The 24,620-nt window shown below is 69.4% G+C and carries 28 protein-coding genes; 17 read left to right on the forward strand and 11 right to left on the reverse strand.

The window, feature by feature from the left end; all coding sequences use genetic code 11:
• Positions 1-8 precede the first annotated feature (8 nt).
• Positions 9-410, forward strand: a complete 402-nt coding sequence (locus KY469_02990; GenBank protein MBW3662041.1) for a hypothetical protein — start codon at positions 9-11, stop codon at positions 408-410.
• Here the strand turns inward: KY469_02990 and KY469_02995 are convergent.
• The 3 genes from KY469_02995 to KY469_03005 form a co-directional block, all read right to left on the reverse strand.
• A complete protein-coding gene (locus tag KY469_02995) occupies positions 331-1,704 on the reverse strand; it encodes an MFS transporter (GenBank protein MBW3662042.1) in 1,374 nt (457 codons plus the stop codon). The genes KY469_02990 and KY469_02995 overlap by 80 nt on opposite strands.
• The gene (locus KY469_03000) at positions 1,701-2,285 is read right to left on the reverse strand and encodes a helix-turn-helix domain-containing protein (protein MBW3662043.1); all 585 of its coding nucleotides are present in this window, start codon (positions 2,283-2,285) and stop codon (positions 1,701-1,703) included. The genes KY469_02995 and KY469_03000 overlap by 4 nt, the downstream gene beginning before the upstream one ends.
• Positions 2,286-2,347: 62 nt before the next feature.
• Entirely contained in the window at positions 2,348-2,977 is a 630-nt protein-coding gene (locus KY469_03005; protein MBW3662044.1) for a CPBP family intramembrane metalloprotease, read from the reverse strand.
• Between the two features lie 80 nt (positions 2,978-3,057).
• Here KY469_03005 and KY469_03010 point away from each other — a divergent pair, with 80 nt between their 5' ends.
• The 3 genes from KY469_03010 to KY469_03020 are packed head-to-tail and all read left to right on the forward strand — an operon-like array spanning position 3,058 to position 5,458.
• Entirely contained in the window at positions 3,058-3,660 is a 603-nt protein-coding gene (locus tag KY469_03010; protein MBW3662045.1) for a TetR/AcrR family transcriptional regulator, read from the forward strand.
• A 2-nt stretch (positions 3,661-3,662) separates the two neighbouring features.
• Entirely contained in the window at positions 3,663-4,652 is a 990-nt protein-coding gene (locus KY469_03015; GenBank protein ID MBW3662046.1) for an ATP-binding cassette domain-containing protein, read from the forward strand.
• Positions 4,652-5,458, forward strand: a complete 807-nt coding sequence (locus KY469_03020; GenBank protein MBW3662047.1) for an ABC transporter permease — start codon at positions 4,652-4,654, stop codon at positions 5,456-5,458. The genes KY469_03015 and KY469_03020 overlap by 1 nt, the downstream gene beginning before the upstream one ends.
• 110 nt (positions 5,459-5,568) lie before the next feature.
• Here KY469_03020 and KY469_03025 read toward each other — a convergent pair whose 3' ends face one another.
• The gene (locus KY469_03025) at positions 5,569-6,387 is read right to left on the reverse strand and encodes a transglutaminase-like domain-containing protein (GenBank protein MBW3662048.1); all 819 of its coding nucleotides are present in this window, start codon (positions 6,385-6,387) and stop codon (positions 5,569-5,571) included.
• A gap of 76 nt (positions 6,388-6,463) precedes the next feature.
• Here KY469_03025 and KY469_03030 point away from each other — a divergent pair, with 76 nt between their 5' ends.
• Complete coding sequence (locus tag KY469_03030) at positions 6,464-7,228, forward strand: enoyl-CoA hydratase/isomerase family protein (protein ID MBW3662049.1); 765 nt, start codon at positions 6,464-6,466, stop codon at positions 7,226-7,228.
• A 95-nt stretch (positions 7,229-7,323) separates the two neighbouring features.
• Complete coding sequence (gene glpX, locus KY469_03035; protein ID MBW3662050.1) at positions 7,324-8,307, forward strand: class II fructose-bisphosphatase; 984 nt, start codon at positions 7,324-7,326, stop codon at positions 8,305-8,307.
• Here glpX and KY469_03040 read toward each other — a convergent pair.
• Complete coding sequence (locus tag KY469_03040) at positions 8,301-9,269, reverse strand: alpha/beta hydrolase (protein MBW3662051.1); 969 nt, start codon at positions 9,267-9,269, stop codon at positions 8,301-8,303. The two genes, glpX and KY469_03040, sit on opposite strands and share 7 nt — an antisense overlap.
• 32 nt (positions 9,270-9,301) lie before the next feature.
• Between KY469_03040 and KY469_03045 the strand changes: the two genes are divergently transcribed.
• The 5 genes from KY469_03045 (at position 9,302) to pstA (ending at position 13,801) form a co-directional block, all read left to right on the forward strand.
• Positions 9,302-9,802, forward strand: coding sequence for a hypothetical protein (locus KY469_03045; protein MBW3662052.1), 501 nt, complete (start codon positions 9,302-9,304; stop codon positions 9,800-9,802).
• An 85-nt stretch (positions 9,803-9,887) separates the two neighbouring features.
• Positions 9,888-10,712, forward strand: coding sequence for a phosphate ABC transporter ATP-binding protein PstB (gene pstB, locus KY469_03050; protein ID MBW3662053.1), 825 nt, complete (start codon positions 9,888-9,890; stop codon positions 10,710-10,712).
• A gap of 151 nt (positions 10,713-10,863) precedes the next feature.
• Positions 10,864-11,934 (forward strand): substrate-binding domain-containing protein, encoded by a 1,071-nt coding sequence (locus tag KY469_03055; protein ID MBW3662054.1) that lies wholly within the window; start codon positions 10,864-10,866, stop codon positions 11,932-11,934.
• On the forward strand, positions 11,931-12,848 hold the full coding sequence (gene pstC / locus KY469_03060; GenBank protein MBW3662055.1) for a phosphate ABC transporter permease subunit PstC: 918 nt from the start codon (positions 11,931-11,933) through the stop codon (positions 12,846-12,848). Before KY469_03055 ends, pstC begins: the two co-directional genes overlap by 4 nt.
• Entirely contained in the window at positions 12,848-13,801 is a 954-nt protein-coding gene (gene pstA / locus KY469_03065; GenBank protein MBW3662056.1) for a phosphate ABC transporter permease PstA, read from the forward strand. Before pstC ends, pstA begins: the two co-directional genes overlap by 1 nt.
• A 3-nt stretch (positions 13,802-13,804) precedes the next feature.
• Here the strand turns inward: pstA and phoU are convergent, their stop codons facing one another.
• Positions 13,805-14,485 carry a phosphate signaling complex protein PhoU gene (gene phoU / locus KY469_03070; protein MBW3662057.1) on the reverse strand — a complete coding sequence of 227 codons (681 nt, stop codon included), beginning with the start codon at positions 14,483-14,485 and terminating at the stop codon, positions 13,805-13,807.
• A 52-nt stretch (positions 14,486-14,537) separates the two neighbouring features.
• Here phoU and KY469_03075 point away from each other — a divergent pair, with 52 nt between their 5' ends.
• From KY469_03075 to nth, 3 genes are all read left to right on the forward strand, one after another.
• Positions 14,538-15,227 carry a response regulator transcription factor gene (locus KY469_03075; GenBank protein ID MBW3662058.1) on the forward strand — a complete coding sequence of 230 codons (690 nt, stop codon included), beginning with the start codon at positions 14,538-14,540 and terminating at the stop codon, positions 15,225-15,227.
• 20 nt (positions 15,228-15,247) lie between these two features.
• Positions 15,248-16,486, forward strand: a complete 1,239-nt coding sequence (locus KY469_03080; GenBank protein MBW3662059.1) for a two-component sensor histidine kinase — start codon at positions 15,248-15,250, stop codon at positions 16,484-16,486.
• 111 nt (positions 16,487-16,597) lie between these two features.
• On the forward strand, positions 16,598-17,302 hold the full coding sequence (nth, locus tag KY469_03085; protein ID MBW3662060.1) for an endonuclease III: 705 nt from the start codon (positions 16,598-16,600) through the stop codon (positions 17,300-17,302).
• 3 nt (positions 17,303-17,305) lie between these two features.
• Here the strand turns inward: nth and KY469_03090 are convergent, their stop codons facing one another.
• The 4 genes from KY469_03090 to KY469_03105 all read right to left on the reverse strand — a co-directional run bounded on the left by KY469_03090 (position 17,306) and on the right by KY469_03105 (position 21,019).
• Positions 17,306-18,022: a hypothetical protein gene (locus KY469_03090; GenBank protein MBW3662061.1), complete on the reverse strand. Its 717-nt coding sequence runs from the start codon at positions 18,020-18,022 to the stop codon at positions 17,306-17,308.
• Positions 18,019-19,527: a TrkH family potassium uptake protein gene (locus tag KY469_03095; protein ID MBW3662062.1), complete on the reverse strand. Its 1,509-nt coding sequence runs from the start codon at positions 19,525-19,527 to the stop codon at positions 18,019-18,021. The genes KY469_03090 and KY469_03095 overlap by 4 nt, the downstream gene beginning before the upstream one ends.
• Before the next feature lie 131 nt (positions 19,528-19,658).
• A complete protein-coding gene (locus tag KY469_03100) occupies positions 19,659-20,321 on the reverse strand; it encodes a TrkA family potassium uptake protein (GenBank protein ID MBW3662063.1) in 663 nt (220 codons plus the stop codon).
• A complete protein-coding gene (locus KY469_03105; GenBank protein MBW3662064.1) occupies positions 20,321-21,019 on the reverse strand; it encodes a TrkA family potassium uptake protein in 699 nt (232 codons plus the stop codon). The genes KY469_03100 and KY469_03105 overlap by 1 nt, the downstream gene beginning before the upstream one ends.
• Positions 21,020-21,135: 116 nt before the next feature.
• Between KY469_03105 and KY469_03110 the strand changes: the two genes are divergently transcribed.
• Positions 21,136-22,104, forward strand: a complete 969-nt coding sequence (locus tag KY469_03110) for a 4-hydroxy-3-methylbut-2-enyl diphosphate reductase (GenBank protein MBW3662065.1) — start codon at positions 21,136-21,138, stop codon at positions 22,102-22,104.
• On the forward strand, positions 22,088-22,600 hold the full coding sequence (locus KY469_03115) for a PH domain-containing protein (protein ID MBW3662066.1): 513 nt from the start codon (positions 22,088-22,090) through the stop codon (positions 22,598-22,600). The genes KY469_03110 and KY469_03115 overlap by 17 nt, the downstream gene beginning before the upstream one ends.
• On the opposite strand, the gene KY469_03120 is transcribed toward KY469_03115, so the two are convergent.
• Positions 22,558-23,706 (reverse strand): HRDC domain-containing protein, encoded by a 1,149-nt coding sequence (locus KY469_03120; protein MBW3662067.1) that lies wholly within the window; start codon positions 23,704-23,706, stop codon positions 22,558-22,560. The genes KY469_03115 and KY469_03120 overlap by 43 nt on opposite strands.
• Before the next feature lie 64 nt (positions 23,707-23,770).
• On the opposite strand from KY469_03120, the gene KY469_03125 reads away from it, so the two are divergent.
• Positions 23,771-24,619, forward strand: coding sequence for a PIG-L family deacetylase (locus KY469_03125; GenBank protein ID MBW3662068.1), 849 nt, complete (start codon positions 23,771-23,773; stop codon positions 24,617-24,619).
• Position 24,620: the final 1 nt, after the last annotated feature.

Consider the following 24,620-nt stretch of genomic DNA (forward strand, 5'->3'; position numbering starts at 1 on the left):
GAGCCACGGTGAAGCGCCACATCCTGACACGACTCCTGACCCTGGATGCAGCGGCCAACGTCCTCGCCGGCGCCGTCGTCACGGCAGCCAGCGGCTGGCTCGCCGACCAGCTCGGACTGTCGGCGACGTGGCCGGTCGTCGTGGTCGGACTCGGCCTCGTCGCCTACGGACTCGAGAACCTCCTGGTGGCCAGACGACCAACCGCTGGCGGTGTCGTGGCGCTGGCCACGATCGATCTCGCGTTCGCGGTCGTCGTGCTGACGCTCGCGATCGCCGACCCGACGTCCGCCGAGGCGTGGAGCCGTTGGACCCTCGGGGCGGTAGCCGACCTCAGCGCGGTGTTCGGGATCGCCAAACTGCTCGGCGTGAGGTCGCTTCGACGGGAGCCAGTTCGGAGCGCGGCGCGCTGACTGCCGTCTCCGCGGCTGGCGGCCCGGCGAAGACGTACAGCGGCGCCGCCGCCGCCAGGACCGCGGCGCCGACCACGATCCCCGCCGTCAGCCCGCTCGCGTCAGCGAGCACGCCGAGGGCGATACCCCCGAGCATCCCGCCGACCTGCGAGGCCATGTTGTTCGCGGACACCACCGTCGCGCGACGCCGTGGGTCGGTGACGGCTCGGTGCAACATCCCCTGGTGGATCGGGTTCGACGCCCCGTGGACCGCCAGCGTCGCGACGTAGGCCGCGACCACCGTGGCCGGACCGGTGAACCAAGCGATACCGAGCACGGTGACCGCCTGGACGACCCGGAGGCCTGCGGCGGCACGGACCGGCCCGATCAGGCCGGTGAGCGCGGGGACCAGAGCGGCCCCGACGGCGGAGGCGAGCCAGGCCGCGGTGTTGGCCGGCCCCAGCCACGTCGCGGCGGCGCCGGCGGAGGGCAGGAGCTGCTCGAGGCGGGCGGGGGTGAACATCTCGAAGGACACCATCCCGAAGCCCCAGAGCAGCTCCACCACCGCCAACGCGAGCAGCGCGCGACTCCGGCGGACCGAGCGCGCGGCAGCGGCGATGACGTGCGGCACCTCGCGCGCCGTGGCACGGAGCGAGACGGTGCGCCACCCGGTGGGCTCGACCATCAACTTCGCGATCGCGCCCATCTCGACCGCGCGCAGCACGCCTGCGAGCAGCAGCGGGGTGATGAGCGGGTCGACGGAGGGAAGTGGTGCCAGCGCCACCAGCCCACTGCTGAACAGCGAACCCGCCGAGATGGCGACCCCGATGACGGTGCCGCCCACGGCCAGGCCCGATCCGATGTTCGCTCCGGCGTCCGCCGCCTGCGTCGTATCGACGAACCACGAGTCGAGTGGGCCACTCTCGAGCGCTCGGTAGACACCTTGGAGTCCGAACGCGACCAGCAGCAGTGGCACCGTGTCGGCGAACACCAGCAGCGCGATGGTCGCCAGGTCGAACAGGGACGCGGCGAGCAGGACGGGGCGCCGGCCGAGCGCATCCGCCAGTCCGCCGGTCGGGAGTTCGAGGGCGAGGACCAGCAGACCCTGGGCGGCGATCACCACACCGATGTCGCCGAGGGACAGGCCCCGATCGAGCAGCAGCACGACGAGCACCGGGATGAGCAACCCGGTAGGCAGCCACCGCAACCCGCGTAGGACGAGGAAGCGGCGACGCACTCGGGCGACGTCCAGCGCGTGGGCGTCGGTCTCAAGTAGCCCGGAGGGCGGTAGACCATCAGAGTCGCCTTCGGTCACACGCGCGGCTCCGGATGCGGGAAGGTGTCGAGGAGCACCATCACCTTCTGCGCGTTCCCGTCGTCGTCCGGCCCCGCCCGGCGGTAGCGCTCGATGACCGCGTACAACTCGTCGTTCATGGCGCGCAGTTGGTCGGGCGTCACCTCGACCTGCAGGTCGGAGCTGTCCGCGGCAGCACGCCAGTCGGTGGACCATTCGTGGCGCTGCTCCAACCAGTCCTCCAGCCACCGCGTCTTGGTCCGGACGTGGTGACCGACGAGCCAGTCGGCGGCCGCGCGGTCGTCGGGATCGGCGAGGAAGTCGGTCTCGGTCCACGACGTCATCTCGTGGGCCGCCCGCCACCAGCGCTCACGTGCCGTCCCGCGCTGTTCCTCCTCGATGATGAGGCCGACTTCGGCGAGCTGACGGAGGTGGTAGCTGGTCGCGCCGCTGTTGGTCCCCAGACGCTGGGCGAGCCCGGAAGCGGTGGCGGGGCCGTAGGCCCGCAGGGCGCTCAGCAGTCGCGCGCGCAGGGGATGCGCCAGGCAGCGCAGCGAGGCACGGTCGAGCCTGACGATGCGAGGATCGGTCATAAGTTGCATAGTATCTTTGCAAAGAGATCATGCAACCGGAGCGGAGGAGACGGGCCGGGGGCCCGCCCGGATCAGGGTGGGTAGGCGATCATCAGGGCGGTCCACGCCCCGTGCGCCACCATCGGGACCGCCACGCTGCCGCTGCGCTCGAGGAGCCACCCCCACACCAGCCCTCCCAGTAGTGCGGCGGCGACGAGGGCTGGCTGGAACGTGACGAGGTGGAAGGCTGCGTAGGCGATCGCCCCGCCGACGATGCGCCTCGTCGCGCTCCGATCGGCCCGCGTCACCACGGGCTGCACCGCCCCGCGCCAGAACACCTCCTCCAACGGCGCCGTGACCAGACCCGCCATGACGAGCGCGGCGGCGAGTGGCACCTCCGCCGTGCGCCCGTAGATGTCGGCTGCGGCGCCGGGGAAGACGTCCCAGCGGGCGGCAACGAACCTGAAGGCGGCCACCCCCACCACGTAGTGGACGCCGGCTGTGACCAGACCGACCACGACCCACGTCGGCGTCGTGGTGAAGGGCGGCCGGCGGCTGACGATCGTCGCCCGCACCCACAGCCCGAGCGCCCCCGCGATCGCGCCCCCGACGAGGACGGTGGGGAAGAACGGGAGGACGGGCACCGCGAACGACAGCGCCCAGACGATGGCGAGCAGCGCCGTGCCCACCTGGACGCGAGCGTGCGGGGAGCGGACGTCCACGGAACTCCGTTGGCATCTGAGTGAGTGCTCACTCATAATGAGTGAACGCTCACTCGTTCACGACCTCCAGGAGGCTAGCCGTGCCCATGCGCGACGATCTCCTTGCGGCGGCGGAGCGGGTGATCAGACGCGAGGGACTCGGAGGCGCCACGACGCGTGCGATCGCGACCGAGGCCGGCTGCTCCGAAGGGACCCTCTACAACCACTTCGAGGACAAGCAGGACCTGATCGCCGAGGTGATGACCACACGGCTCCCGGCGTTCATCCAGTACGCCGTCGACCTCCCCGGTCGAGCCGGCACCGGCTCCGTGCGCGGCAACCTCACCGAACTCGCTGAGCTGGCCATCGCCTTCTTCCGCGAGATCGCCCCGATGGTGGCGAGCACCCTGGGGGACCCGGACCTGCGTGCGCGGCACCTCAAGTCACTGGCGGAGCACGGGCGCGGGCCCCACCGGCCGATCCTCGCGGTCGCGGAGTACCTGCAGGCGGAGCAGCGCCTGGGCCGCGTGCGCAAGCGGATCGACACGACCGCGGTCGCCACGCTCTTCCTCGGCGGTTGCTTCCAGTACGCCTTCCTGACCCTCGGGCTCCCGCCCGAGCTCGTACCCATCGACCAGGACCAGCTCGTCAGGGGCGGCGTCCGCGCCCTCCTGGTGGGGCTCGAACCGCAGCTCGAGGAGTGAGCATGACCAGTATCGAGGTCCGGGATCTCGTCAAGATCTACGCCCGCGGCGATGTCCGCGCCGTCGACGGGATCTCGCTGGACGTCAACCGCGGCGAGGTCTTCGGGTTCCTGGGACCGAACGGCGCCGGCAAGACCACGACCGTCCGCATCATGACGACCCTGCTCCGTCCCACCGCTGGGACCGTTCGGGTAGCAGGTCACGACGTGGTCGAGCAGCCCGCGGCGGTCCGCGGTGCCATCGGAGTCGCGCTGCAGGAGGCTGGCCTCGACAAGCTGGCCACGGGGCGCGAGTTCCTCGAGCTCCAGGCCATGCTCTACGCCGTTGCCGAGCCCCGGCGGCGCGCGGGGGAGCTGCTCGACATCGTCGGTCTCAACGACGCTGGCGACCGACGGATCGCGACCTACTCGGGTGGTATGAAGCGGCGCCTGGACCTGGCGGCAGGCCTGGTCCACCACCCCGAGCTGCTGTTCCTCGACGAGCCGACGACCGGACTGGACCCGGCGTCACGGAAGAACGTGTGGACCGAGGTCCGGCGGCTCAACGAGTCGGGCACGACCATCTTCCTCACCACCCAGTACCTCGAGGAGGCGGATGCGCTGTGCGATCGGCTCGCCATCATCGACTACGGCCGCATCGTCGCCTCGGGTACGCCGTCGGAGCTGAAGGCGACGATCTCCGAGGACGTCGTGCGGGTCACCCTCGCCGAGGCTGCGGTCGTCGACCGCGCCGTCGAGTTGCTCGAGAGCAACCGCGGCGTGACCCGCATCGAGCGCAACACCGTCGCGGTGGACGCCTACGTGAGCAACGGTGCGGCCGCGGTCCCGGCGCTCGTGCGTAGCTTCGACGGGGCCGGCATCGAGGTCGCCGAGATCAGCCTGCGCCGGCCGACCCTCGACGACGTCTTCCTCCGAGCCACCGGTCACCGCCTCGAGGGTGCCGAGTCCGTCACTGCCTCACCCGAGCTCGTCACATCCGGGAAGGAGTCCTGATGTCCGCCACCACGGCCGCTACCGCACAGCAGCCGCGCTCGCTGCTGCGGCACGAGCTGCTCCCGCTGTACCTGCGGTCGATGCGCATCTGGCTCCGGGTTCCCTCGGCGGTCATCCCACCGCTGTTCATCCCGGTGTTCTTCCTCGTCGTGAACACCGCGGCCTTGGGCGACATCACGGCCCTGCCGGTGTTCGAGACGACGGACTACGTCGCGTTCTTCGTGCCGGTCTCGCTGCTGATGACCGTGGCGAGCGCCGGCAGCGCGTCGGGTATGGCGCTGGTCCAGGACATCGACGCGGGCTACTTCGACAAGCTGCTGCTCGCACCCATCAGCCGCACCAGCGTGCTGCTGAGTCGGCTCATGGTCGACGGCACGCGCGCGGCGCTGCAGGCCGGGATCGTCCTGCTCGTGGCGCTCGCCATCGGGGCGCGCATCGCGACCGGCGTACCCGGAGCCCTCCTCGTCGTGGTGCTGGCGTTCGCGTTCGGCCTGGCCTACGCCGGGCTGGGTCTGATCATCGCGCTCCGGACGGGGTCGGCCGAGGCCACGCAGGCCTCGTTCATCATCTTCTTCCCGACGGTGTTCCTTGCCCCGACGTTCGTCCCGCTCGACTTCCTCCCGGGCTGGCTGCAAGGGGTCGCCAAGGTCAACCCGGTGACCTACGTCATCGAGGGCATGCGCGCGCTGACCACCAGCCACTACGACTGGGCCGCCGTGGGACGTGCTGGCGTCGCCGTCGCCGCCATCGCCTTCCTCACGCTCGGCGGCGCCTTCCGCGCCCTGACGCACCGCGCCTCCCAGTAATGGCGACGCCGCATCCGCGTCGTCGATCCGGACATCGAACGGGACCCGCGGCCGACAGCGCGGTGTCGGCCGCTGCCTCCTGCCGCGACTCGGGGCGACTGGTTGGATGCCTAATTGAGTTTGGCGCGGGCGCGTCGGGCGATGACGCGGGCGGACTCGGCGTCGTCGGGGGTCGGGGCGCGGGCGATGTACTCGTCGAGGACCGTCGCGGCCTCGCGGTAGCGGCCGGTCTGGATGAGCAGCTCGCCGTACAGGCGAAGGTCCTCGGGTGCCGGGATGGGCAGGAGCTGCTTCAGCTCGATCGTGCGCAGCGCCCCGTTCACGTCGCCGCGCGTGACCTGGTCCCGCGTGAGGTTGTCGAGCAGACGCCGGATGACCCGAGGCGGGGTCTCGGGGCGCAGCATGGATAGGTCGAAGCGGGCTCGACCCCCCGTGGCGCGCTCGACCAGCTCCGTCAGCTCCGATTCGTCGATCCTTCGACCCCCGTGGAAGGGGTCGAGGACGACCGGACGCTCGGGGTCCCCGATGCCGGCGACGAAGTGCCCGGGCAGGCCGATGCCGAAGGCGGAGACGCGGAGCCGGCGGGCGACGGCGACGTAGACGATCGACAGCGTGATGGGCAGTCCACGCTTGCGCGCGAGCACGTGATCGAGCAGGGAGTTGCGTGGATCGTGGTAGTCGTGGGTGTCGCCGGCGAAGCCCTGTCGGCCGTGCAGGTAGCCCGCGACGGCTGCTGCCTGCGCGGCGGTGTCCGAGTCCGGGAAGCCACGGGTCCGCAGATCGTCCGCGTACGCCTCGAGACGCAACAACGCGACGTCGACGTCGAGATCGGGGTTCGACTCGGTCGCGCACAGCAGTGCGGCCTCGGCGAGGTCGGCGTTCGGGTCGCGGACGACGGCCGCGAGGCGGTTCCGGCTCGAGCGGGACACGCCGCGAGGCTACCCAGCAGCCATGGCTAGGCTCGCCGACACCCCCCCTCCACCGATCCGATCCGAGGCGTCGAGCGTGACCCCTTCCGTCCTCGTCGAGGACCGCGACCACGAACAGGGTCGTGTCCGGATCGTGCGGATGCACCGTCCCGAGGCTCGCAACGCCATGAACACCGCGATGCTGACCGAGCTGCTGGACACGCTCGATGCCGTCAGCGCAGCGGCGGACCTCACGGGCCTGCTGCTGACCGGCGACGCCGACACCTTCAGCGCCGGTGCCGACGTTCGCGAGGGCGACACCGACGGTGGCGTACGCCGGATGGAGCTGTTCACCGTCTTCTACGAGGTGCTGTCCAACCTGCCGCTGCCCACGGCGGCGGCGGTCGAAGGACCGGCGATCGGGGGCGGTGCGGAAGCGGCCGGGGCGTGCGACATCCGCATCGCTGGCCGGTCCGCCCGGTTCCGCTTCCCCGGCGCCATCTACGGCATCCCGGTCGGGCCTGCGAGGTTGGTGGGCCTGGTGGGGTTGGGAACGGCGAAGGACTGGATCCTGTCGGCACGGGACGTCGGAGTCGACGAGGCGGCGACGGCCGGGTTCGTCCAGCGCGTCGTCGATGACGGCACGGCCGAGCACGCGGCCTGGGAGTGGTTGGTCCAGGTCGGATCTCGCGACCACGGCACGGTCCAGCTGCAGAAGCGCATGCTCAACGACTTCGAGGGCGTGCGCGATCGTGTCGCCTGGGAGAACGACGCGCTCCGCGCTCACGCCGAGATCGGCGGCCTCCCGCCGGGCCTCGACCGTGACCTCCCACGCACCATCCGTCCGCGCCGGACCAGCTGAGGTCTCCGTCGCGAGGCTGATGGCCAGCTGACGCGCACACCACGTTGAGCACCGCGCTCCTATTCTTCGGGTCCCGACCGAGCACGGAGCTCACCATGGCTGAAGCGCCCGACCGCAACCTCGCGATGGAGCTGGTCCGCGTCACCGAAGCCGCCGCCCTCGCCGCCGCACGTTGGCAGGGCCGAGGCGACAAGGAGTCGGGCGACCAGGCCGCCGTGGACGCGATGCGGCAGATCCTCGCCACCGTCGACATGGACGGTGTGGTCGTAATCGGTGAAGGCGAGAAGGACGAGGCGCCGATGCTCTACAACGGCGAGGCGGTCGGCAGCGGAGCAACGCCGCAGACCGACGTCGCCGTGGATCCGATCGATGGCACCCGGCTCCTCGCCGAGGGTCGTCCGGGCTCACTCGCGGTCCTCGCGGTCGCCCCGCGCGGGACGATGTTCGACCCGGGCCCGTGCGTCTACATGGAGAAGATCGTCGTGGGACCTTCGGCCGTCGGGGTCGTGGATCTGGATGCTCCACTCGGTGACAACCTCGCGGCGATCGCCAAGGCCAAGGGCACCGAGGTCCGAGACCTGACGGTGATGATGCTGGATCGGGACCGGCACGAGGAGCACAAGCGCGCTATCCGCGACGCCGGTGCACGTCTGCAGCTCATCACCGACGGTGACGTCGCGGGGGCCATCCTTGCCGCGTGGGACGAGCGGCGCATCGACGTGCTGGTCGGGATCGGAGGTACGCCCGAGGGCGTCACCGCAGCCTGCGCCGTCAAGGCCCTCGGGGGCGAGATCCTCGGCCGACTGTGGCCGCGCGACGACGAGGAGCGTCGCGCCGCGCTGGAGGCGGGCAGGGACGTCGACCAGATCCTGACCACCGATGAGTTGGTCGGCTCCGACGACTGCTTCTTCGCGTGTACCGGCATCACCCCGGGGCAGCTCGTCGAGGGGGTGAGCTTCGACAACCGTGGGGCCATCACCGAGTCGCTGGTGATGCGCGGCAAGAGCGGCACGATCCGGGTCGTGCGTGCGCGCCACCGCCTCGAGAAGCTGCGCCAGTACGCCTCGATCGACTACTGAGCGCTGCCGCGGTGGCCCAGGCGTCGCGCCGTGAAGTCGAGCAGCGCCTCGCGGATCTCGTCCGGGAACTCGATCAGCGCCCCGTGCGTGCCCCCCGGCAGCACGAGCAGTTCCGCGTCGGGGAGGTGTGAGAGGAACTCGTCGCCGATCTCGGGCGGTGTGAACGTGTCCTCGTCTCCCACGACCACGAGAACCGGGACCGCGACGTCGCCCAGCCACGGGTAGGCGTCGAAACGGTGCATGCCCTTGGCGATCTCGAGCATCACCACCGGATCGCCCCGCGAGAAGTGCTCGAAGTACAGCGACATGCCCTCCGCCGGGGTGTGCTCGCCCAGGGCACGGATGAGCCGTGCTCCGGGCATCGCGATCGGTAGCCGGACCGCTCGGGGGATCAGCTTCTGCAGTGGGCGCGGGATGAACCGGATCGCGTGGTAGGCGAAGGGGAACAGGTACACGCCCAGCTTGGAGCCGTAGAAGGTGTGCAGCGGCGAGGCGTAGGGGCCGGTGATGAGCGCCAGTGCGGCGACCTGGTCCGGGCGCTGTCGCCACACCTCGAGAGCGACCTGGCAACCCATGGAGTGCCCGATGACGGTCGCTCCCGTCACCTCCTCGGCGTCCATGACGGCGGCGACGTCGCCCGCGTGCTTCTCGATCGTGTAGTCCTCCGCGCGCACGTCGCGGCCAGCGAACCCCGGGTCACGCGGGTAGGACGACGCCCCGACACCTCGGTAGTTAAGGACGGCTACGCGGTAGCGGTCGAGGAGCGGCGGGATGAGGTAGCCCCAGAAGTTGTCCGGACACATGAAGCCGGCACAGAGCACCAGCCACGGGGCGTCCTCGGCCCCGATGACCGTGTACCGGATCCACGCCCCGTCGCCTGCTCGGACCTCGCGGTCCTTGGGCCAGACGTGCCCGCCGCGGTCCTCCGGCCACGGTGGACCGATCGTCTCCGTCGCTGCCACACCCGCCTCCCGCTGGCGAGCGATACTACGCCGTGTCCTCCTTCCGTCTCCTGCTCAGCATGCGGTGGCTCACCGCGGGGCTGGCGGTCGGCATCGGCGTCAGCGTCTCGTCAGGGATCGTCGCCGCGCTCGCTGACGACGTGGGGCGCGGCACGACCGCCGCGGTCGTCGTGATGCCGACCCTCCTCGGCGCTCTCGTCGGACTCGCCACGGGAAGCTTCGTGCGTCTGGGCGTCAGTGGGGCGCCGTTCGCGATCACGGCAGCTGTTTCTGCGGTGTTCCTCGGCCCACTCGTGCCGCTCGGCGCGGTGCCCATCCTGGTCGGGACGGGTGCGCTCGCCGTCGGAGAACGCACCTGGGTCCGGGTGATCGCGGGGCTCGCGATCGCGCTCGCGGTGGCGCTGGTCGTGGGTGTCCCCATCGTCGCGGCGGTCCGTGACGCCGACGGGCCGGTCGCGCTCGGGGCGGTCGCCGCGGTGGCCTGCGGGCTAGGCGCTGGCCTGGCAGCCCTGCGGCTCGTGCACCCCCGATGAGGGGCATCGAACACCCCTCGGGTTGTCGAGCGCACCTCGTGTCGGTGACTACCCTCAGCGCCCACGAGCGACATGGGCGAGGTGGATGAGCACTGAGACGCAGGTCGAGGCCGATCGCTCGACGCCGATCGACGACCCCGTCCTGCAACTGCGGGGAGTCGGGGTCAGCTACGGCAGCTTCACAGCGGTCCGTGACATCTCGTTCGACGTGGCGGTGAACGAGATCACCGCCATCATCGGACCATCGGGGTGCGGCAAGTCGACGCTCCTGCGGACCCTGAACCGGATGAACGATCTGATCAAGAGCGCGTCCGTTCACGGCAGCATCCGCTACCACGGCCAGGACATCTACGCCCCCGACGTCGATCCCGTGGAGGTTCGACGTCGCATCGGGATGGTGTTCCAGAAGCCCAACCCGTTCCCGAAGAGCATCTACGACAACGTGGCCTACGGTCCGCGGCTGCTCGGCGATGACGACGACCTCGATGCGACTGTCGAGCAGGCGCTGCGGCAGGCTGCGCTGTGGGACGAGGTCAAGGACAACCTCTCCACCAGCGGCCTGTCCCTCTCCGGTGGTCAGCAGCAGCGGCTGTGCATCGCACGCACCATCGCAGTCCGCCCGGACGTGATCCTGATGGACGAGCCGTGCTCATCCCTCGATCCGATCGCCACGCTCAAGATCGAGGATCTGATGCGGGAACTGCGTGACGAGTACACGATCGTGATCGTCACCCACAACATGCAACAAGCCGCGCGTGTCTCGGACTGGACCGCGTTCCTCACGGTGAACGTCGATGATCACCGGGGTGAGCGGACGGGAGAGCTCGTCGAGTTCGATCGCACCGAGACCATCTTCACGCAGGCGTCAGACCCGCGCACCGAGGCGTACATCACCGGCCGGTTCGGCTGACAGCGACGCCGCCCACCGTTCGTCGCACGTTCACCGTCCGTTCACCTGGTCGTAAGTGCACACTCGGTTGCGACTCGTAGCGTCCCCCTCGTCTACGACGGCGGTCGCAGGACCGCGCCGCCGGCGGAACCGGACCAGAGGAACGACGCCCATGGGCACTCAAGCTCGAGCACGGACCGGCATCGGGATCGTCCTGACCGCGGCCCTCCTCCTGAGCGGCTGTGGCGGTGGCGGCGACAGCGGCGGAGACGACGGCTCCTCCGCGGGGATCGTGATCCGTGGTTCCTCGACGGTGGAACCCATCAGCTCCCGGATCGCCGAGCTGTTCCAGGACGAGGGCTCCGGGGTCCCCATCTCGGTCGGCATCGACGGTACCGGCAAGGGCTTCAGCGACTTCTTCTGCACCGGCGAGGCGGACATCGCCGACGCGTCACGTCCGATGAAGGCATCGGAGTACACCGACGTCTGCGAACCCAACGGGGTCACCGACATCATCGAGCTCGTGATCGGCATCGATGGGATCGCCGCGCTGACGTCGCCGGAGACCGAGGATGTCGGTGAGTGCCTGTCGTTCAGCGACATCTACGGCCTGGTCGGGCCCGAGTCGACTGGTTTCTCCAACTGGCAGGACGCGAACCCGATCGTCGAGGAGCTCGGAGGTGGGGTCGCTGCACCCTTCCCCGACCTGGCGTTGACCACGTTCGGCCCCGGGACCGAATCGGGCACGTTCGACAGCTTCCTCGAGATCGCGCTCGAGCCCGCCGCCGAGCAGCGCGCCGAGGCCGAGGCCATCGACGCCACACAGGCCGAGACCCCGATCCGTGATGACTGGACCGGCAGTGCCAACGACGACGTCATCATCGAGACCCTCGGTGGGACGCCTGGATCCTTCGGGTGGGTCGGTTACGCGTTCTTCTCGAGCAATCAGGAGAGGGTGAAGGCGTTCCAGATCGACGGTGGTGACGGCACCTGCGTCACCCCAACCGAGGAGACGATCCAGGACGGCAGCTACCCACTCTCGCGGCCGCTCTTCATCTACGTCAACGCCGATAAGCTCGAGACCAGCCCTGCACTCGTCGACTTCGTCGACTTCTACCTCAGCGAGACCGGTCAGCGCGCCGTGGCCGACGTCGGCTACGTCAACGTCGCGGACGAGACCTGGCAGGAGACCTTGGATCGGTGGAACGAGCGGACCCTGATCGATCCCAGCGAGCTGGCGTGATCGACGCGGTCCCGAGCCTCACTGGGAACCCGGGCCGCCGACGCCGGGAGCGTCGCGTCTCACGCATCCTGGCGGTCGCGGCGATCACGTCGATCGTCATCAGCGTGCTCATCGTCGTCAGTCTGATCGGGCAGGCGGTGAGCTTCATCACCAGCATCGACCTCAGCTCGTTGTGGGACCTGGGCTGGTTCCCCCAGCGGAACAAGTTCGACCTGAGGACGATCATCGTCGCCTCCGTCATCATCTCCGGTGTGGCCATCCTCGTCGCCGGACCGCTGGGGCTCGGCGCCGCCGTCTACCTGTCCGAGTACGCCCCGTCGCGGGTGCGTCGGATCCTCAAGCCCATCCTCGAGGTACTGGCATCGATCCCCTCGGTCGTCGTGGGTTTCTTCGCGCTCACCTTCATCAACCCGGTGATCGTGCAGTCCTTCTTCACGGATGCCGGCACCCACACGATGCTGGCCGCCGGGATCGGTGTGGGCGTGCTGGTCACGCCGTTGATGGCGTCGATCGCGGAGGACGCGCTGCGGGCTGTGCCCGACTCGCTGCGGGAGGCGTCCGCGGGGCTCGGGGCACGGAAGCGCACGACGGTCCTGAGGGTCGTGCTCCCCGCCGCTCTGTCGGGCGTCGTCGCGGCGGCGATCATCTCGGTCTCACGCGCCATCGGCGAAACGATGGTCGTGACGATCGCGGGAGGGGCGACCGGGTCCGCGCTGTTCGAGGCGAACCCGCTCGAGCCCGGACTCACGATGACCGCTGCGATCGCCAACCTCGCGCTGGGGTCGGACAACCCCGCCATCGGTGATCCCTTCGCGAGCCTGTACTTCGTCGGGATCGTCCTCTTCATCTTCACGCTCGGTCTGAACATCCTGGGCGACCGCATCGTTCGGCGCTATCGGAGGGTCTACGCCTGATGGCTGCGAGCGAGCCCCTCGCCCGTCCCTTGACCGGATCCGGCGTGGCAGCGCGTCGTGCGAGGGTCGGCGAGCACGCCTTCCAGGCGCTGTGCCTTCTCGCGCTCCTGTCCGGTCTCGCGGTCCTGATCGCACTCATGGTCGAGATCGTCCAGGGTGCGGCTTCGGTGATCAGCGAGCGCCTCGGCTCGTTCATCAGCAGCGGCCTGTCCACCTTCCCGGAGCGAGCTGGGGTGTGGCAGGGGATCGTCGGGTCGGTCCAGATCGCGGTTATCACCATCGCGGCCGCGTTCCCCGTCGGGATCGCGACCGCCATCTACATCGAGGAGTACGCCACCGACAACCGGCTGACGCGTCTGCTGGACATCAACATCCGTAACCTCGCCGGAGTCCCCTCGATCGTCTACGGGTTGCTCGGTTTCGCGATCTTCACGCGCTTCCTGGGACCGCGGGACCTCGGAGGCGTCGTGAACCTGACCGGCGGCGGGACGGCGCTCTCCGGAGGGCTGACGCTGGCCATCCTGGTCCTGCCCATCGTCATCATCACGTCGGCAGAGGCCGTCCGGGCGGTCCCGCGCTCGCTCCGCGAGGCGGGGTACGGACTCGGAGCGACCCGGTGGGACGTGACCAAGAGCCTCGTCCTGCCCAACGCGGCGCCGGGCATCCTCACCGGCACGATCCTCGCGTTGTCCCGAGCCATCGGGGAGACGGCGCCCCTCCTGGTGGTCGTCGGCGGTCTGGGGTTCCTCTCGACGGGCGGGGCGGGCTTCGTCGAGTCGTTCCGTGAGCCCTTCACGGCTCTCCCCGTCGTCGTCTTCAACTGGTCGAGGTTGCCGCAGGCCGAGTACCGGGAAGCACTCGCACCCGCGGCGATCCTGGTCCTGCTCGCGTTCACGCTCACGCTGAACGCGTTCGCGATCTACCTGCGCAACCGCTACGACCCGGACCGGTGAGCGTTAGCTGCGTGATCGGGTGGGGGCGTTGGACGACAGCTCCACGAGTTCGCCCGTGACGGCGAAGATCGTCTGTTCCCCGATGTCCACGGCGTGGTCGGCGTACCGCTCGAGCTGGCGTGCGACCAGGATCATGTGCGTTGCCCACTCGAGTCGCAGCTCGTCCTGGGCGGCCAGCCGGATGAGGCGATGGAACAGGCCGATGTTGAGGCGGTCGACAGGATCGTCCATCTCCGGCAGACGGCGGGCGAGTTCGACATCCTTGCGCGCGTACGAGCGGACCGCCGCGGACGCGACTTGGCGCGCGGCGGCGCCCATCTCCTGGAGCTGCTGGGCGATGTCGGGGTCGTCGACGAGCTCCGCCGACAGCAGGACGGCCTTGGCGATGCTGGTCGCGTAGTCACCGAGCCGCTCGAGGTGGATGTTCACGTGGAGCATGGAGGACACGAGCCGCAGGTCGCTGGCCACGGGCGCCTGGAGCGCCATCACACGGATGACACCGGCGTTCACGGCCTCGTACCGTTCGTCGACCTCGCGGTCCCGGAGACGCGTGGCCTCGGCGAGTTCGGTGTCGTTGGCGATCAGGGCGTTGGTCGCAGCCTCGAGCATCTCGTTCGAGATGTCGCCCATCTCGATCAGGGTGTCGAGGAGCGTGTCGAGCTCCTGCTGGTACGCGTCCCTCACGGCTCACCTCCGGCGCGCGAGGCTACTTCCCCACGAGCGCTAGGCTGAGGATATGCCCAAGGTGCTCCTGGTCGAGGACGGAACCTCGATCGCTCAAGGGCTCAGCGTGACGCTCGAGTCCGAGGGCTTCACCGTCACCTGGGTCAAGGACGGTCGCGACGCGGTGCCGACCTGGGAACGGGTCCGGCCGGACGTCGTCCTCCTCGACCTCATGCTCCCCGAGGTGTCGGGCACCGAGGTCTGTCGACAGCTCCGTCGGCGCAGCCGGGTTCCGATCATCATGGTCACGGCCCGTGATAGCGAGGTCGATCGCGTCGTCGGTCTCGAACTGGGCGCGGACGACTACGTGATCAAGCCCTTCTCCAGCCGTGAACTGGTCGCGCGCATCCGGGCGGTTCTCCGTCGCAGCGGCGAACAGGTCGGCGTGGACGTCGACGCTCCGTCCGAGGCGGCAGGTGTCCGGGTGGACCGTGCGCGTCACGAGGTACTGGTGGACGGTGCAGCGGTGGAGCTGCCACCCAAGGAGTTCGATCTCCTCGCGCTGCTGGTGGACAACGCCGGCCGGGTGCTGACGCGCGACCAGCTCATCGACAGCGTGTGGGGTTCCGACTACGTGGGCGACACGAAGACGCTCGACGTGCACATCCGTCGCCTGCGCACGCGTGTGGAAGCGGATCCCCACGAGCCCAGCCGCATCCTGACGGTGCGCGGTGTCGGCTACCGCTTCGCCGACGACAGGTAGGTCAGGCCACGGTTCCCGCGTTGCTCGTCCTCTCGGCGTTGGCGATCGTCGCCGTCATCTGGCTGGCGGTGCGCTCGCACGAACGGGCGAGGAGGATCATCGAGCTCGTCAACCCAGCGCTCGACGGAGACGCCTCGACGGCGTCCTTGGGTGGCCGAGGAGTGTGGCGGGAGGTCGGCACGAGCATCGCTGCCATCGTTTCCAGCCACGAGCAGCTCGCTCAGGAGCTGCAACGACAACAGCCGTGGCGGCGCCAACTCGTCGACGCGATCACCCTCCCGGCGCTGCTGTTCGACGAGGACGGTTACCTGCTCGCAGCCAACGACGCTTCCGCACGCAGCTTCGGTGCGACCGATGCGGGGCGTCTGACCGCGCTTCAGGCGCTCGGCAGCACCGCGCTCGCGGACGCGGTCGCGCTCGCGCGCGAGAGCCAGCGACCGGTCGAACTCGACGCGCGCGTGGCGGACGATCGTGAGGTCTTCGGCGTGGCTTCCCCGGTCGGCGACGAGACGCTGTTGATCGTGTCCGATCGCACCGCGCAGCGGCGGCTGAGCGAGGTACGCCGTGACTTCGTCGTCAACGCGTCCCACGAGCTCAAGAGTCCCGTCGCGGGCATCCAGGCCCTGAGCGATGCGTTGCGCCTCACCGTCGACCGCGACCCCGAGCGAGCTCGGGAGTTGAGCGAACGGCTGAGCGATGAAGCGGAGCGGCTGAGCGGTCTCGTGCATGACTTGCTCGATCTCCGACGCCTCGAGTCGGATCGCGGAGGTGACACCACGCCCGTCGATCTGGTGGCGATCATCGACGATCGCATCGAACGGGTCCGTGCGATGGCGGACGCCCGCAACATCACGGTCGAGACCGAGGTTCCCGAGCACGCGGTGGTGGGCGGGGTCGAGGAGGACCTGCGTATCGCCATCGGGAACCTGCTCGACAACGCGGTCCAGTACAACCACGACGGGGGACACGTGCTCGTCACGCTGGAACGGGAGGGACCGGGCTACCGCCTACGGCTCCAGGACACCGGGATCGGCATCCCCAAGCATGACCTCGAGCGTATCTTCGAGCGTTTCTACCGCGTCGACGTCGCCCGTTCCCGCGCGACGGGTGGCACCGGCCTGGGTCTGTCGCTGGTCCGACACGCGGTCGAGCGCCAGGGCGGCCGGATCACCGTCGAGAGTCTGCTCGGCGAGGGCACGACCATCACCGTGACCCTCCCGGTGGCGCCCCGGGACGGGGCGAGGGCCGGCGGGAGGTGAGCGCCGGCCCTCGACGTGGGAAACGGCACCACTCCGAGCGTGTCGCTCGCCCACCCCTGTGCGTGAGCCGCTCTTGAGGGCGGCGTGGTCCCCCGACGGTAGGCTGCGTCCATGCCCGACGCCGTGACCCGCGACAGCGGCAAGACCAAGCGGGCACCGGTCATCCTCGAGCGTCTCGAGCACGCCCTGCCCGATGCCGAGATCGCCCTGCGCTTCTCCGACCGATGGCAGCTGCTGGTGGCGACGATCCTGTCGGCCCAGGCGACGGACAAGAAGGTCAACGAGGTCACGACCGCGCTGTTCGAGCGCTACCCGGGGCCCCAGGCCGTCGCGGAGGCGTCACTCGACGAGTTGATGGAGGCGATCAGCTCGCTCGGGTTGTTCCGTCAGAAGGCGCGCAACATCCAGGCGACCGCACGTCTCGTGCTCGGGCAGCACGGGGGGGAGGTGCCGGGGACCATGGACGAGCTGCTGCAGCTCCCTGGCGTCGCGCGCAAGACCGCCAACGTCGTGCTCTCCAACGGCTTCGGGACCAACGTCGGCGTCGTCGTCGACACGCACGTCAAGAGGCTGTCCCTGCGGCTGCGGTTCACGCGCGCGACGGAACCGGTCAAGATCGAGCGCGACCTGCAGCGGCTGTTCCCCCGGGAGCGCTGGCTGCAGGTATCCGACCTGCTCATCCACCACGGTCGGCGCACCTGCACGGCTCAACGCCCCGCCTGCGACGACTGCGTGGTCGAGGACCTGTGCCCATCCAGCCAGGTGGCGGGGCGCACCGATAAGGCGCGGTCGACACCCCGCGCTCCGAGGCGTTGAGCACTAACGAACGCGAGCCCGGACCCGCTCGGCGATCGTGGTGGTGAGCGCCACCGCGGCAGCGACGATGGCGACGGCGGTCTGCGCCCCGTGGGTCCGCAGCGGCACGTCGGTGCCGCGGCTGACCAGCTCAGCCTCCCTCGCGCGCAAGGTCAGCCCGCCTCCGTCCGCGGGGTCGACGCGCAGGATCGGGCCGCGGAAGTGGAAGACGTCGCCGCGGCGGCCGGGTCCACCGGTCATCTCGATGACGTCGGCGATCTCGGTTCCGACCCAGACCGTCAGCCCGGTGTTCGTGCCGTGGTAGTCGCGGTGCGCCGGCAGCGGCCCGGACTCGAGCGCGTACGCGTCATCGTTGACGAGCAGCCACGCCCCGTCGTCCCGTCGCAGGACATCGCCGACGACCTCGCCGATGTACTCGATCGTGTGGCCGTCGAACACCTCGGGGCAGTTGACGACCTCGCTGGATCGCACCGGCCGGTCAGGGAGGGCCACGACTGCGCCCTCCGGTGTGGTCGGGTCACCGGATGTGCGCCGCCTGCAGGTGATCGCGGCGTCGGTCGGGTCGTCGGGGGAGCTGCTGCCGGGGGTGATGAACTCCAAGCCTGCGGCCGGCGCCGCGAGCCGGAGCTGGTGGATGCCTTCGCCCACCGCGAGGGCGAGGATCAGGAACGCCGTGGTGCTCAACCACAAGCGCGCCCGCGACATCCGGCCGCGGTTCACGTCCGCCCCCTCAGGGCCGCCACCACGAAGCCGACGAACGCGAACACGGCCATGAACTCCAGCCGTCCCAGCCACATCTGGGCGATGTAGATGACCTGTAGCAACTGCGGCATCGCTGGGTCGGTGATCCCCACGCTCATGCCTGCGTTGGAGGCTGCGGAGACGGACTCGAACAGCGTCTCGGTCAGCTCCCAGCGACCGTAGAAGAGGGCGACCATGGCTCCGCCGAGGTAAGACAGCAGGTACAGCAGCAGCACCGTGGCTGCCGATTTGACCACCGAGTCCGTCAGGATGCGGCGGCGGTTCGAGTGGTAGGTCTCGATGACGAGGGCGTTCTCGGGCATCAGGACGCGCCGGATGTCTCGTAGGAGTCCCTTGGTCACCAACCCGACGCGGATCGCCTTGATGCCGCCGGACGTGGACGACGCCATCCCCCCGAGGGCCATCGCCCCGACGATCGCGGCAGGTGCCAGGACGCCCCAGTCGGTGACGAACAGACGCGACGTGTTCACGGTGAGACCGGTGTTGGTCTGGGCGGACACGATGGTGAAGAAGCCCTTGCGGAAGAGCGGATCGGCGTCGTTGAACGCGCCGCTGCGTACCAGTCCCAGGAACGTCAGGCCGGTCAGTACCAGCAGTGTCAGCGCGAGAGCGCGCGTCTCGATGTTGCGTAGCAGCTCGCTGCTCTGACCCCGCCACAGCTGGTAGTGGAGCCCGAACGACAGCGTGCCAGCGAACATCACGACCATCAGCACACCCTCCACGAGCGCAGAGTGGTAGTACCCCACGCTCGTGGACTGGGTCGCGAACCCGCCCGTGTCGAACGCGGCCATGAAGAGGTTGATCGCGTGGAACAGCGCGGTCGGGAAGGCGAGACCGGCCACCGTGTTGGCGATCGTGAGCGCGGCCGTCCCGACGAGCATGAAAGCGAACGCGACGATGAAGATGAACCGCGCTGTGCGGATGACGTTGGGCATGATGCGCTCGTCGCGGCCCTCGCCCACGTAGAGGGTGCCGACCTGTGCGGACCCGGCGGCGAACAGCGTCAGCACGACGATGATGATGCCCTGGCCGCCCACGAACTGGGTCAGGTGCCGGAACAGGTTCATCGACCGAGCGAGGTGATCGATGTCCTGCAGCACCGTCAGCCCCGTGCTGGTCAGACCCGACATGGCATCGAACAACGCATCGAGGTAGGAGTCGAAGTGCCCCGAGAGGTACAGCGGGAGCGCGACCAGCAACGGGCCCAGGAGCCACGACAGCGCGACCGTCGCCATGCCGTGCGACCAGTCGAGGGACTCGCGGGTGAAGAAGACGGCCTCGCTGAGCCGTCCGACCGTAACCGCGACCGAACCGCCGATCACGAACGCCGTCAGGGCGTTCCACTCGCCGAGGACGAACGCCATGGCGGCCGGCAGGAACATGACGAGGCCGAGTCCCAAGATGACCTTGCCCACGTAGAAGCCGATGATGCGCATGTCATCGCGGTCGGGGCGGATGAACATCTACAGGATCCAGGTCACGATGAGCGCCAGCACCCAGCCGATGACGTAGATGGCGGCCGTCCCCAGTGCGACGATGCCGATGCCCTCGACGGCCTGCCTGACGAGCGGCGGCTCGTCCCGTCGCGGGGTGCTCATCGCTCGCCCAGCAGGATCTGCTCCAGCCGCTCCTCGAGCTCCGGGGTCGTCAACGCGACGACCTCGTCGCCGGGGAGGATCTCGGTCGTTCCACGCGGGATGACCGTCTGCTCCTCGCGGAAGATGGCCACGAGGACCGCCTCGTAGGGCAGGCCGAGATCCACGACGTGTCGAGGTGGCGGCGCGCGTTCGTCATCCGGGATGCGCACCTCGACGAGGCTCACCTTGCCACCCTTGAGGCTGTAGAGGTGGATGAGTTCCCCGACCGTGAACTCGTGCTCGAGCAGCTCGGAGATCAGCCGGGTCGAGGAGACCGCCTCGATGTCGAGCGTCTCGAAGATCTCGACGTTCTTGGGCGTGTTGACGCGGCTGATGGCGCGTCGGACGCCGAACTCGACCTTCGCGAGCTGGCAGGCGACCAGGTTGTCGTCGTCCTCGTGCGTGGTTGCCACGAACACGTCCGCCCGGTCGACGTGCGCCTGCTCCTGGTAGCGCACGTCACAGGCGTCGCCCTGGATGACGAGTACGTCGTGGTCGGCGACCAACTGCTCGCAGCGTCCCGCGAGTCGCTCGAGAACCGTGACGTCGTGGCCCTTGACGACCAGATCCGCCGCGATGTAGCGACCGATCCGTCCACCCCCCATGATCACCACGTACATCAGCGGGCCTCGTTGCGCGCGACGGCTCGCTCGGAGGGGTGGATCTCGCCCGCCTGGAGCAGGTGCGAGAGCCTGCGGTACGCGCCACGTCGGACCGCCGCCACGACGAGATCGCCGTGTTCGAGTCGATCGTTGTCGCCGGGGATGAACACTCGGGCTCCCCTCACGATCGCCGCGATGCGAACCTTCCCATCAAGCTCGAACGCGTCGACCAGCATGCCGTGGCCGCCCGGACCGATGAGCATCTCCACGACCGCGACGTCACCGTGGGGGAAGTGGACGTGGTGGCGGAAGGTGTCGGCTCGGAACTCGTTGAGGATCAGCTTGGCGATGACCCCGGTTCCCGAGACGTACCGGATGCCGAGCTTCTGGTAGCTGGTCTCCCGCTCGGGGTTGAAGAGGCGGGCCACGGTCCGCTCGACGCCGTAGAGGTGCTTGGCGATCTCGACCGCCATGAGGTTGGCGTTGTCGTAGCGCGTGACCGCCACCAGGCCGTGGGCCTGCGCGACCCCGGCACGCTCGAGCACGTCGCGATCGGTCGTGTCGCCAACGACTGTCTCGCCGTTGAAGGCGGAGCCGAGTCGGTCGAAGGCGAGCGGATCGGTATCGACGACGACCACATCGTTGTCGGGCTCCTGCGACAGGTGCTCCGCGATCTCCGACCCCAAGCGGCCGCAGCCGCCGACGATGATGTGCACCCGTACCCTTTCCGACGCGTGGAGTATGCCGCAGTACCTCAGGTCTCCTGTGACAAGCGGTGGGGGTGGGGTCGCCGCCGACAGAGGGCTCGGCCCCGTCTCGCTACCCTCATCACGTGACTTCCCCCGACACCCTCCTGCTGGCGGCGCCCCGAGGTTTCTGCGCGGGCGTCGACCGCGCCGTGCTCATCGTCGAGAAGGCGCTGGAGGCGTACGGTCCGCCCGTCTACGTGCGCCACGAGATCGTGCACAACAAGCACGTCGTCGACCGGCTGCGCACGCTGGGTGCGGTGTTCGTGGAGGACGAACGCGAGGTACCCGAGGGCGCGGTGATCGTCTTCAGCGCTCACGGGTCACCACCCGAGGCGTTCGAGAACTCGCGCCGCTTGGAGCACACCCTGATCGACGCGACCTGCCCCCTCGTGACCAAGGTCCACAATGAGGCGCGGCGCTACGCCGCGGCCGAGATGGACATCGTGCTCATCGGTCACCAGGGACACCAGGAGGTCGTCGGGACCATGGGGCAGGCGCCCCGCTCGATCGCGTTGGTCGAGAGCCCCGATGACGTCGATCAGCTCGAGTACGACGACGAGTCGCGGGTCGCCTACATCACCCAGACGACGTTGTCGATGGACGAGACCGCAGGCATCGTGGATCGTCTCCGCCAGCGGTTCCCGCTGCTGCGCCAACCGAAGAAGGACGACATCTGCTACGCGACGCAGAACCGCCAGGATGCGGTGAAGGCACTGGCCGACCGGTGTGAGGTGATCCTCGTCGTGGGGTCGCAGAACTCCTCCAACTCCAAGCGTCTGGTCGAGGTCGCTCGCGAGCGAGGCGCGCAGGCGTACCTCGTCGACGACACCTCGGACATCGAGCCGGCGTGGCTCGAGGGTGCGCGGACGGTCGGCCTGACCTCCGGCGCGAGCGCACCCGAGGTCCTGGTAGGCGAGGTGGTCGAGTGGTTCAGGAGCCGCGGAACGAGTGTCGTGGACACCGTCGCGGTCGTCGACGAGGACGTGGAGTTCGCGTTGCCGTCCAACCTGGCTCGTCGGCTCGCCCAGGGTGACGATGTCGCCTCCGCGTGAGGCACGACCGGTTCGTCTCGCGAGGTCCGGTGTCGCGCTCGGACTGATGCTGGCGGGAACGGTCCTGTTCCTGATGCCCGTCGCGATGGCGGTGGTAGCCGCGTTCACCACACAGCGGGTGGTGGTGTGGACGGTGGGCGCGGCCGTGATGGTCTCGGTCGCCGCACGGATCGCGCTGCTCGGCGCTCACGTCGGTGCCGACGGACTGATGGTGCGCAACCCGCTGCGGACACGGCACCTGTCGTGGGAGTCGGTCGCCGGGGTCAGGTGGCAGTGCCTGAAGGCCGGGGCGCTCGATCACCTCCTGCCACCCAACTGTCGCCTGCTCGTCGAGATCCGAGGGGGCAATCGACTGGCGGTGCACGCGACGGTCTACCTGACCGGTGAGCAGCGCGATGCGGTCGAGCGCCTGGTCCGGCGACTCGCCCCGACGACGGTGCGCGCGTTCACGCGTCAGTCCTCGGCGGAGGCGGAGCCTGGCGGTTCGCCCTCGTAGGCAGCGGCGTAGGCCTCCCAGAGCGGCCCGGCGAGCAGTTCGATCTGCCACGGTCGCAGTCCGGCTGCGGCACCGAGCGCGGTCGCATCCCGGGGTCGCGCGGACACCGCGACCTTGAGCTGCCGGCTCGGGCAGAGCACGCCGGCGTCGATCCCGATCTCCTTGGCGGCACGGGATCGGACGCGCCGCATCGCGTCGTAGGCCTCGCGATCGCGATCGTCCCACCGCGGCTGGTTCGGGTCACGTTCGTGCGGCGGCGCCTCGACTCCTCGGATGGCGGCGGCGGTGAGTCGCTCGGCGTAGGGACGGACGTGCCGTCGGCGCCGACCCTCGGTGCGGGTGAGGAGGTCCTGTGCGGTAGCGGGCGGATCGTGTGCGAGGCGGACGAGCGTGTCGTCGTGGACGATGCGCTGCGGGGCGACGTCGTCCTCCTTGGCGATCGACTCGCGCTCGGTCCACAGCTCGGCGAGCACCGCGCGGCCACGCGCTGACAGTCGCCCCGCCCCGCGCGTGCGTTCCCAGTGCCGGCTGTCCTCGGTCGCCGCGACGATGGTCGCTGCCAGCTCCTGCTCGTACCAGGCGGTGCGATCCTGGTCCTCGAGATCGGCACGTAGCCGGGCCCACAGCACGGGGAGGTGCACCACATCACCTGCGGCGTAGGCGGCCATGTCCTCGCTGAGTGGGCGTTCCTCCCAGTCCGCGCGCTGGAAGCGCTCCTTGTCGGCGGTGAGCTCGACCTCGAGGACCTCCGCGAGCAGCGGTGACAGTCCGGTCGGCCGTCCCAACACGGCCGCCGCGATGGCGGTGTCGTGCAGGCGGGACGGTCGGACACCGACCACCTCGAGCGGGATGAGGTCGTTCTCGAGCGCGTGGAGCACGACGTCACGGTCGGCGAGGAAACGGTTGAGCTCGTGGCAGTCGCTGATCGCGACCGTGTCGACCAGCACGCAGTGACCGCCCACACCGACCTGGATGAGGGCCGGGGTGCGGTAGTAGCGATGCGAGTCGGCACGTTCGACGTCCACGCCGACCACGGGCGCGTCGACCTGGTGCAAGGCGGCCGCGAGCGCTCCCGGGTTGTCGACGAGATCGATGGTCGGTGGCATCCCCGCGAGGCTACTGGTGAGCTGAGGCAGCGGTACGGTGGCCGCCCTCTCGACGAGAGGTGTTGTGACGACACCGGGCCTGCTGTGCGTCCATCCACACCCCGACGACGAGTCCATCGCCGTCGGCGGCTCGATCGCGCGCTACCTCGACGAGGGACTGAGGGTCAAGGTCGTGACCTGCACCCGCGGTGAGGCGGGTGACAACCTCGCGGGCATCGAACTCGACGGCGAGGACATGGTCACCGTTCGGGAACGGGAACTGGCTGCGGCACTGGACGAGCTCGGTGGTCCGCAGCACGAGTACCTGGGGTACCGCGACAGCGGCATGGCCGGCACGCCCAGGAACCATCATCCCGACGCCTTCGCGGTTGCGGCGCTGGAGGAGGCGGCAGGTCGCCTCGCGAGCATCATCCGCCGGTTCCGTCCAGCCGTCGTGGTGAGCGATAACGCCGAGGGCACCTACGGTCATCCCGACCACGTCAAGGCGAACCGTGTCACGGTCCGCGCGGTCGAGCTCGCGGCCGATCCGTCCTGGAACGGCGACGACACCTGGGAGGTGGCGAAGCGCTACGTCGTCGCGTTCCCGCGCGGCGTTGCCCTCGACGTCCACCGCGCGCTCCTGGAGCAGGGCCTCGCCTCCCCGTTCGCCGACGATCGTGTGGAGACGCCCGAGGATCTGCCGTTCGGGACGCCCGACGAGGAGGTCACGACCGTCGTCGACGTCGGAGCCTGGCTGGGGCGCAAGCGAGCAGCCCTCCGGGCACACCGCTCACAGGTCGGTCCGGACAGCTTCTTCCTCAACGTGCCCGACGACGTCGCTGCTCGGTTCTTCGGTCTCGAGGCGTTCACCTGGGGGTCGGGACGCATCCGCTCCGTTCACGGCGAGCACGACCTGTTCCAAGGGGTGCGGTGAC

The organism is Actinomycetota bacterium, from assembly GCA_019347575.1.
GTDB lineage: Bacteria > Actinomycetota > Nitriliruptoria > Nitriliruptorales > Nitriliruptoraceae > JAHWKY01.

Excerpts from the sequence above, each read along its gene's own strand:
- KY469_03000 (MBW3662043.1), bottom strand. The coding sequence starts at position 2,285 with ATGCAACTTATGACCGATCCTCGCATCGTCAGGCTCGACCGTGCCTCG.
- KY469_03015 (MBW3662046.1), top strand. The coding sequence starts at position 3,663 with ATGACCAGTATCGAGGTCCGGGATCTCGTCAAGATCTACGCCCGCGGC.
- KY469_03020 (MBW3662047.1), top strand. The coding sequence starts at position 4,652 with ATGTCCGCCACCACGGCCGCTACCGCACAGCAGCCGCGCTCGCTGCTG.
- glpX (MBW3662050.1), top strand. The coding sequence starts at position 7,324 with ATGGCTGAAGCGCCCGACCGCAACCTCGCGATGGAGCTGGTCCGCGTC.
- pstB (MBW3662053.1), top strand. The coding sequence starts at position 9,888 with ATGAGCACTGAGACGCAGGTCGAGGCCGATCGCTCGACGCCGATCGAC.
- KY469_03055 (MBW3662054.1), top strand. The coding sequence starts at position 10,864 with ATGGGCACTCAAGCTCGAGCACGGACCGGCATCGGGATCGTCCTGACC.
- pstA (MBW3662056.1), top strand. The coding sequence starts at position 12,848 with ATGGCTGCGAGCGAGCCCCTCGCCCGTCCCTTGACCGGATCCGGCGTG.
- KY469_03075 (MBW3662058.1), top strand. The coding sequence starts at position 14,538 with ATGCCCAAGGTGCTCCTGGTCGAGGACGGAACCTCGATCGCTCAAGGG.
- nth (MBW3662060.1), top strand. The coding sequence starts at position 16,598 with ATGCCCGACGCCGTGACCCGCGACAGCGGCAAGACCAAGCGGGCACCG.
- KY469_03095 (MBW3662062.1), bottom strand. The coding sequence starts at position 19,527 with ATGTTCATCCGCCCCGACCGCGATGACATGCGCATCATCGGCTTCTAC.
- KY469_03100 (MBW3662063.1), bottom strand. The coding sequence starts at position 20,321 with ATGTACGTGGTGATCATGGGGGGTGGACGGATCGGTCGCTACATCGCG.
- KY469_03115 (MBW3662066.1), top strand. The coding sequence starts at position 22,088 with ATGTCGCCTCCGCGTGAGGCACGACCGGTTCGTCTCGCGAGGTCCGGT.
- KY469_03120 (MBW3662067.1), bottom strand. The coding sequence starts at position 23,706 with ATGCCACCGACCATCGATCTCGTCGACAACCCGGGAGCGCTCGCGGCC.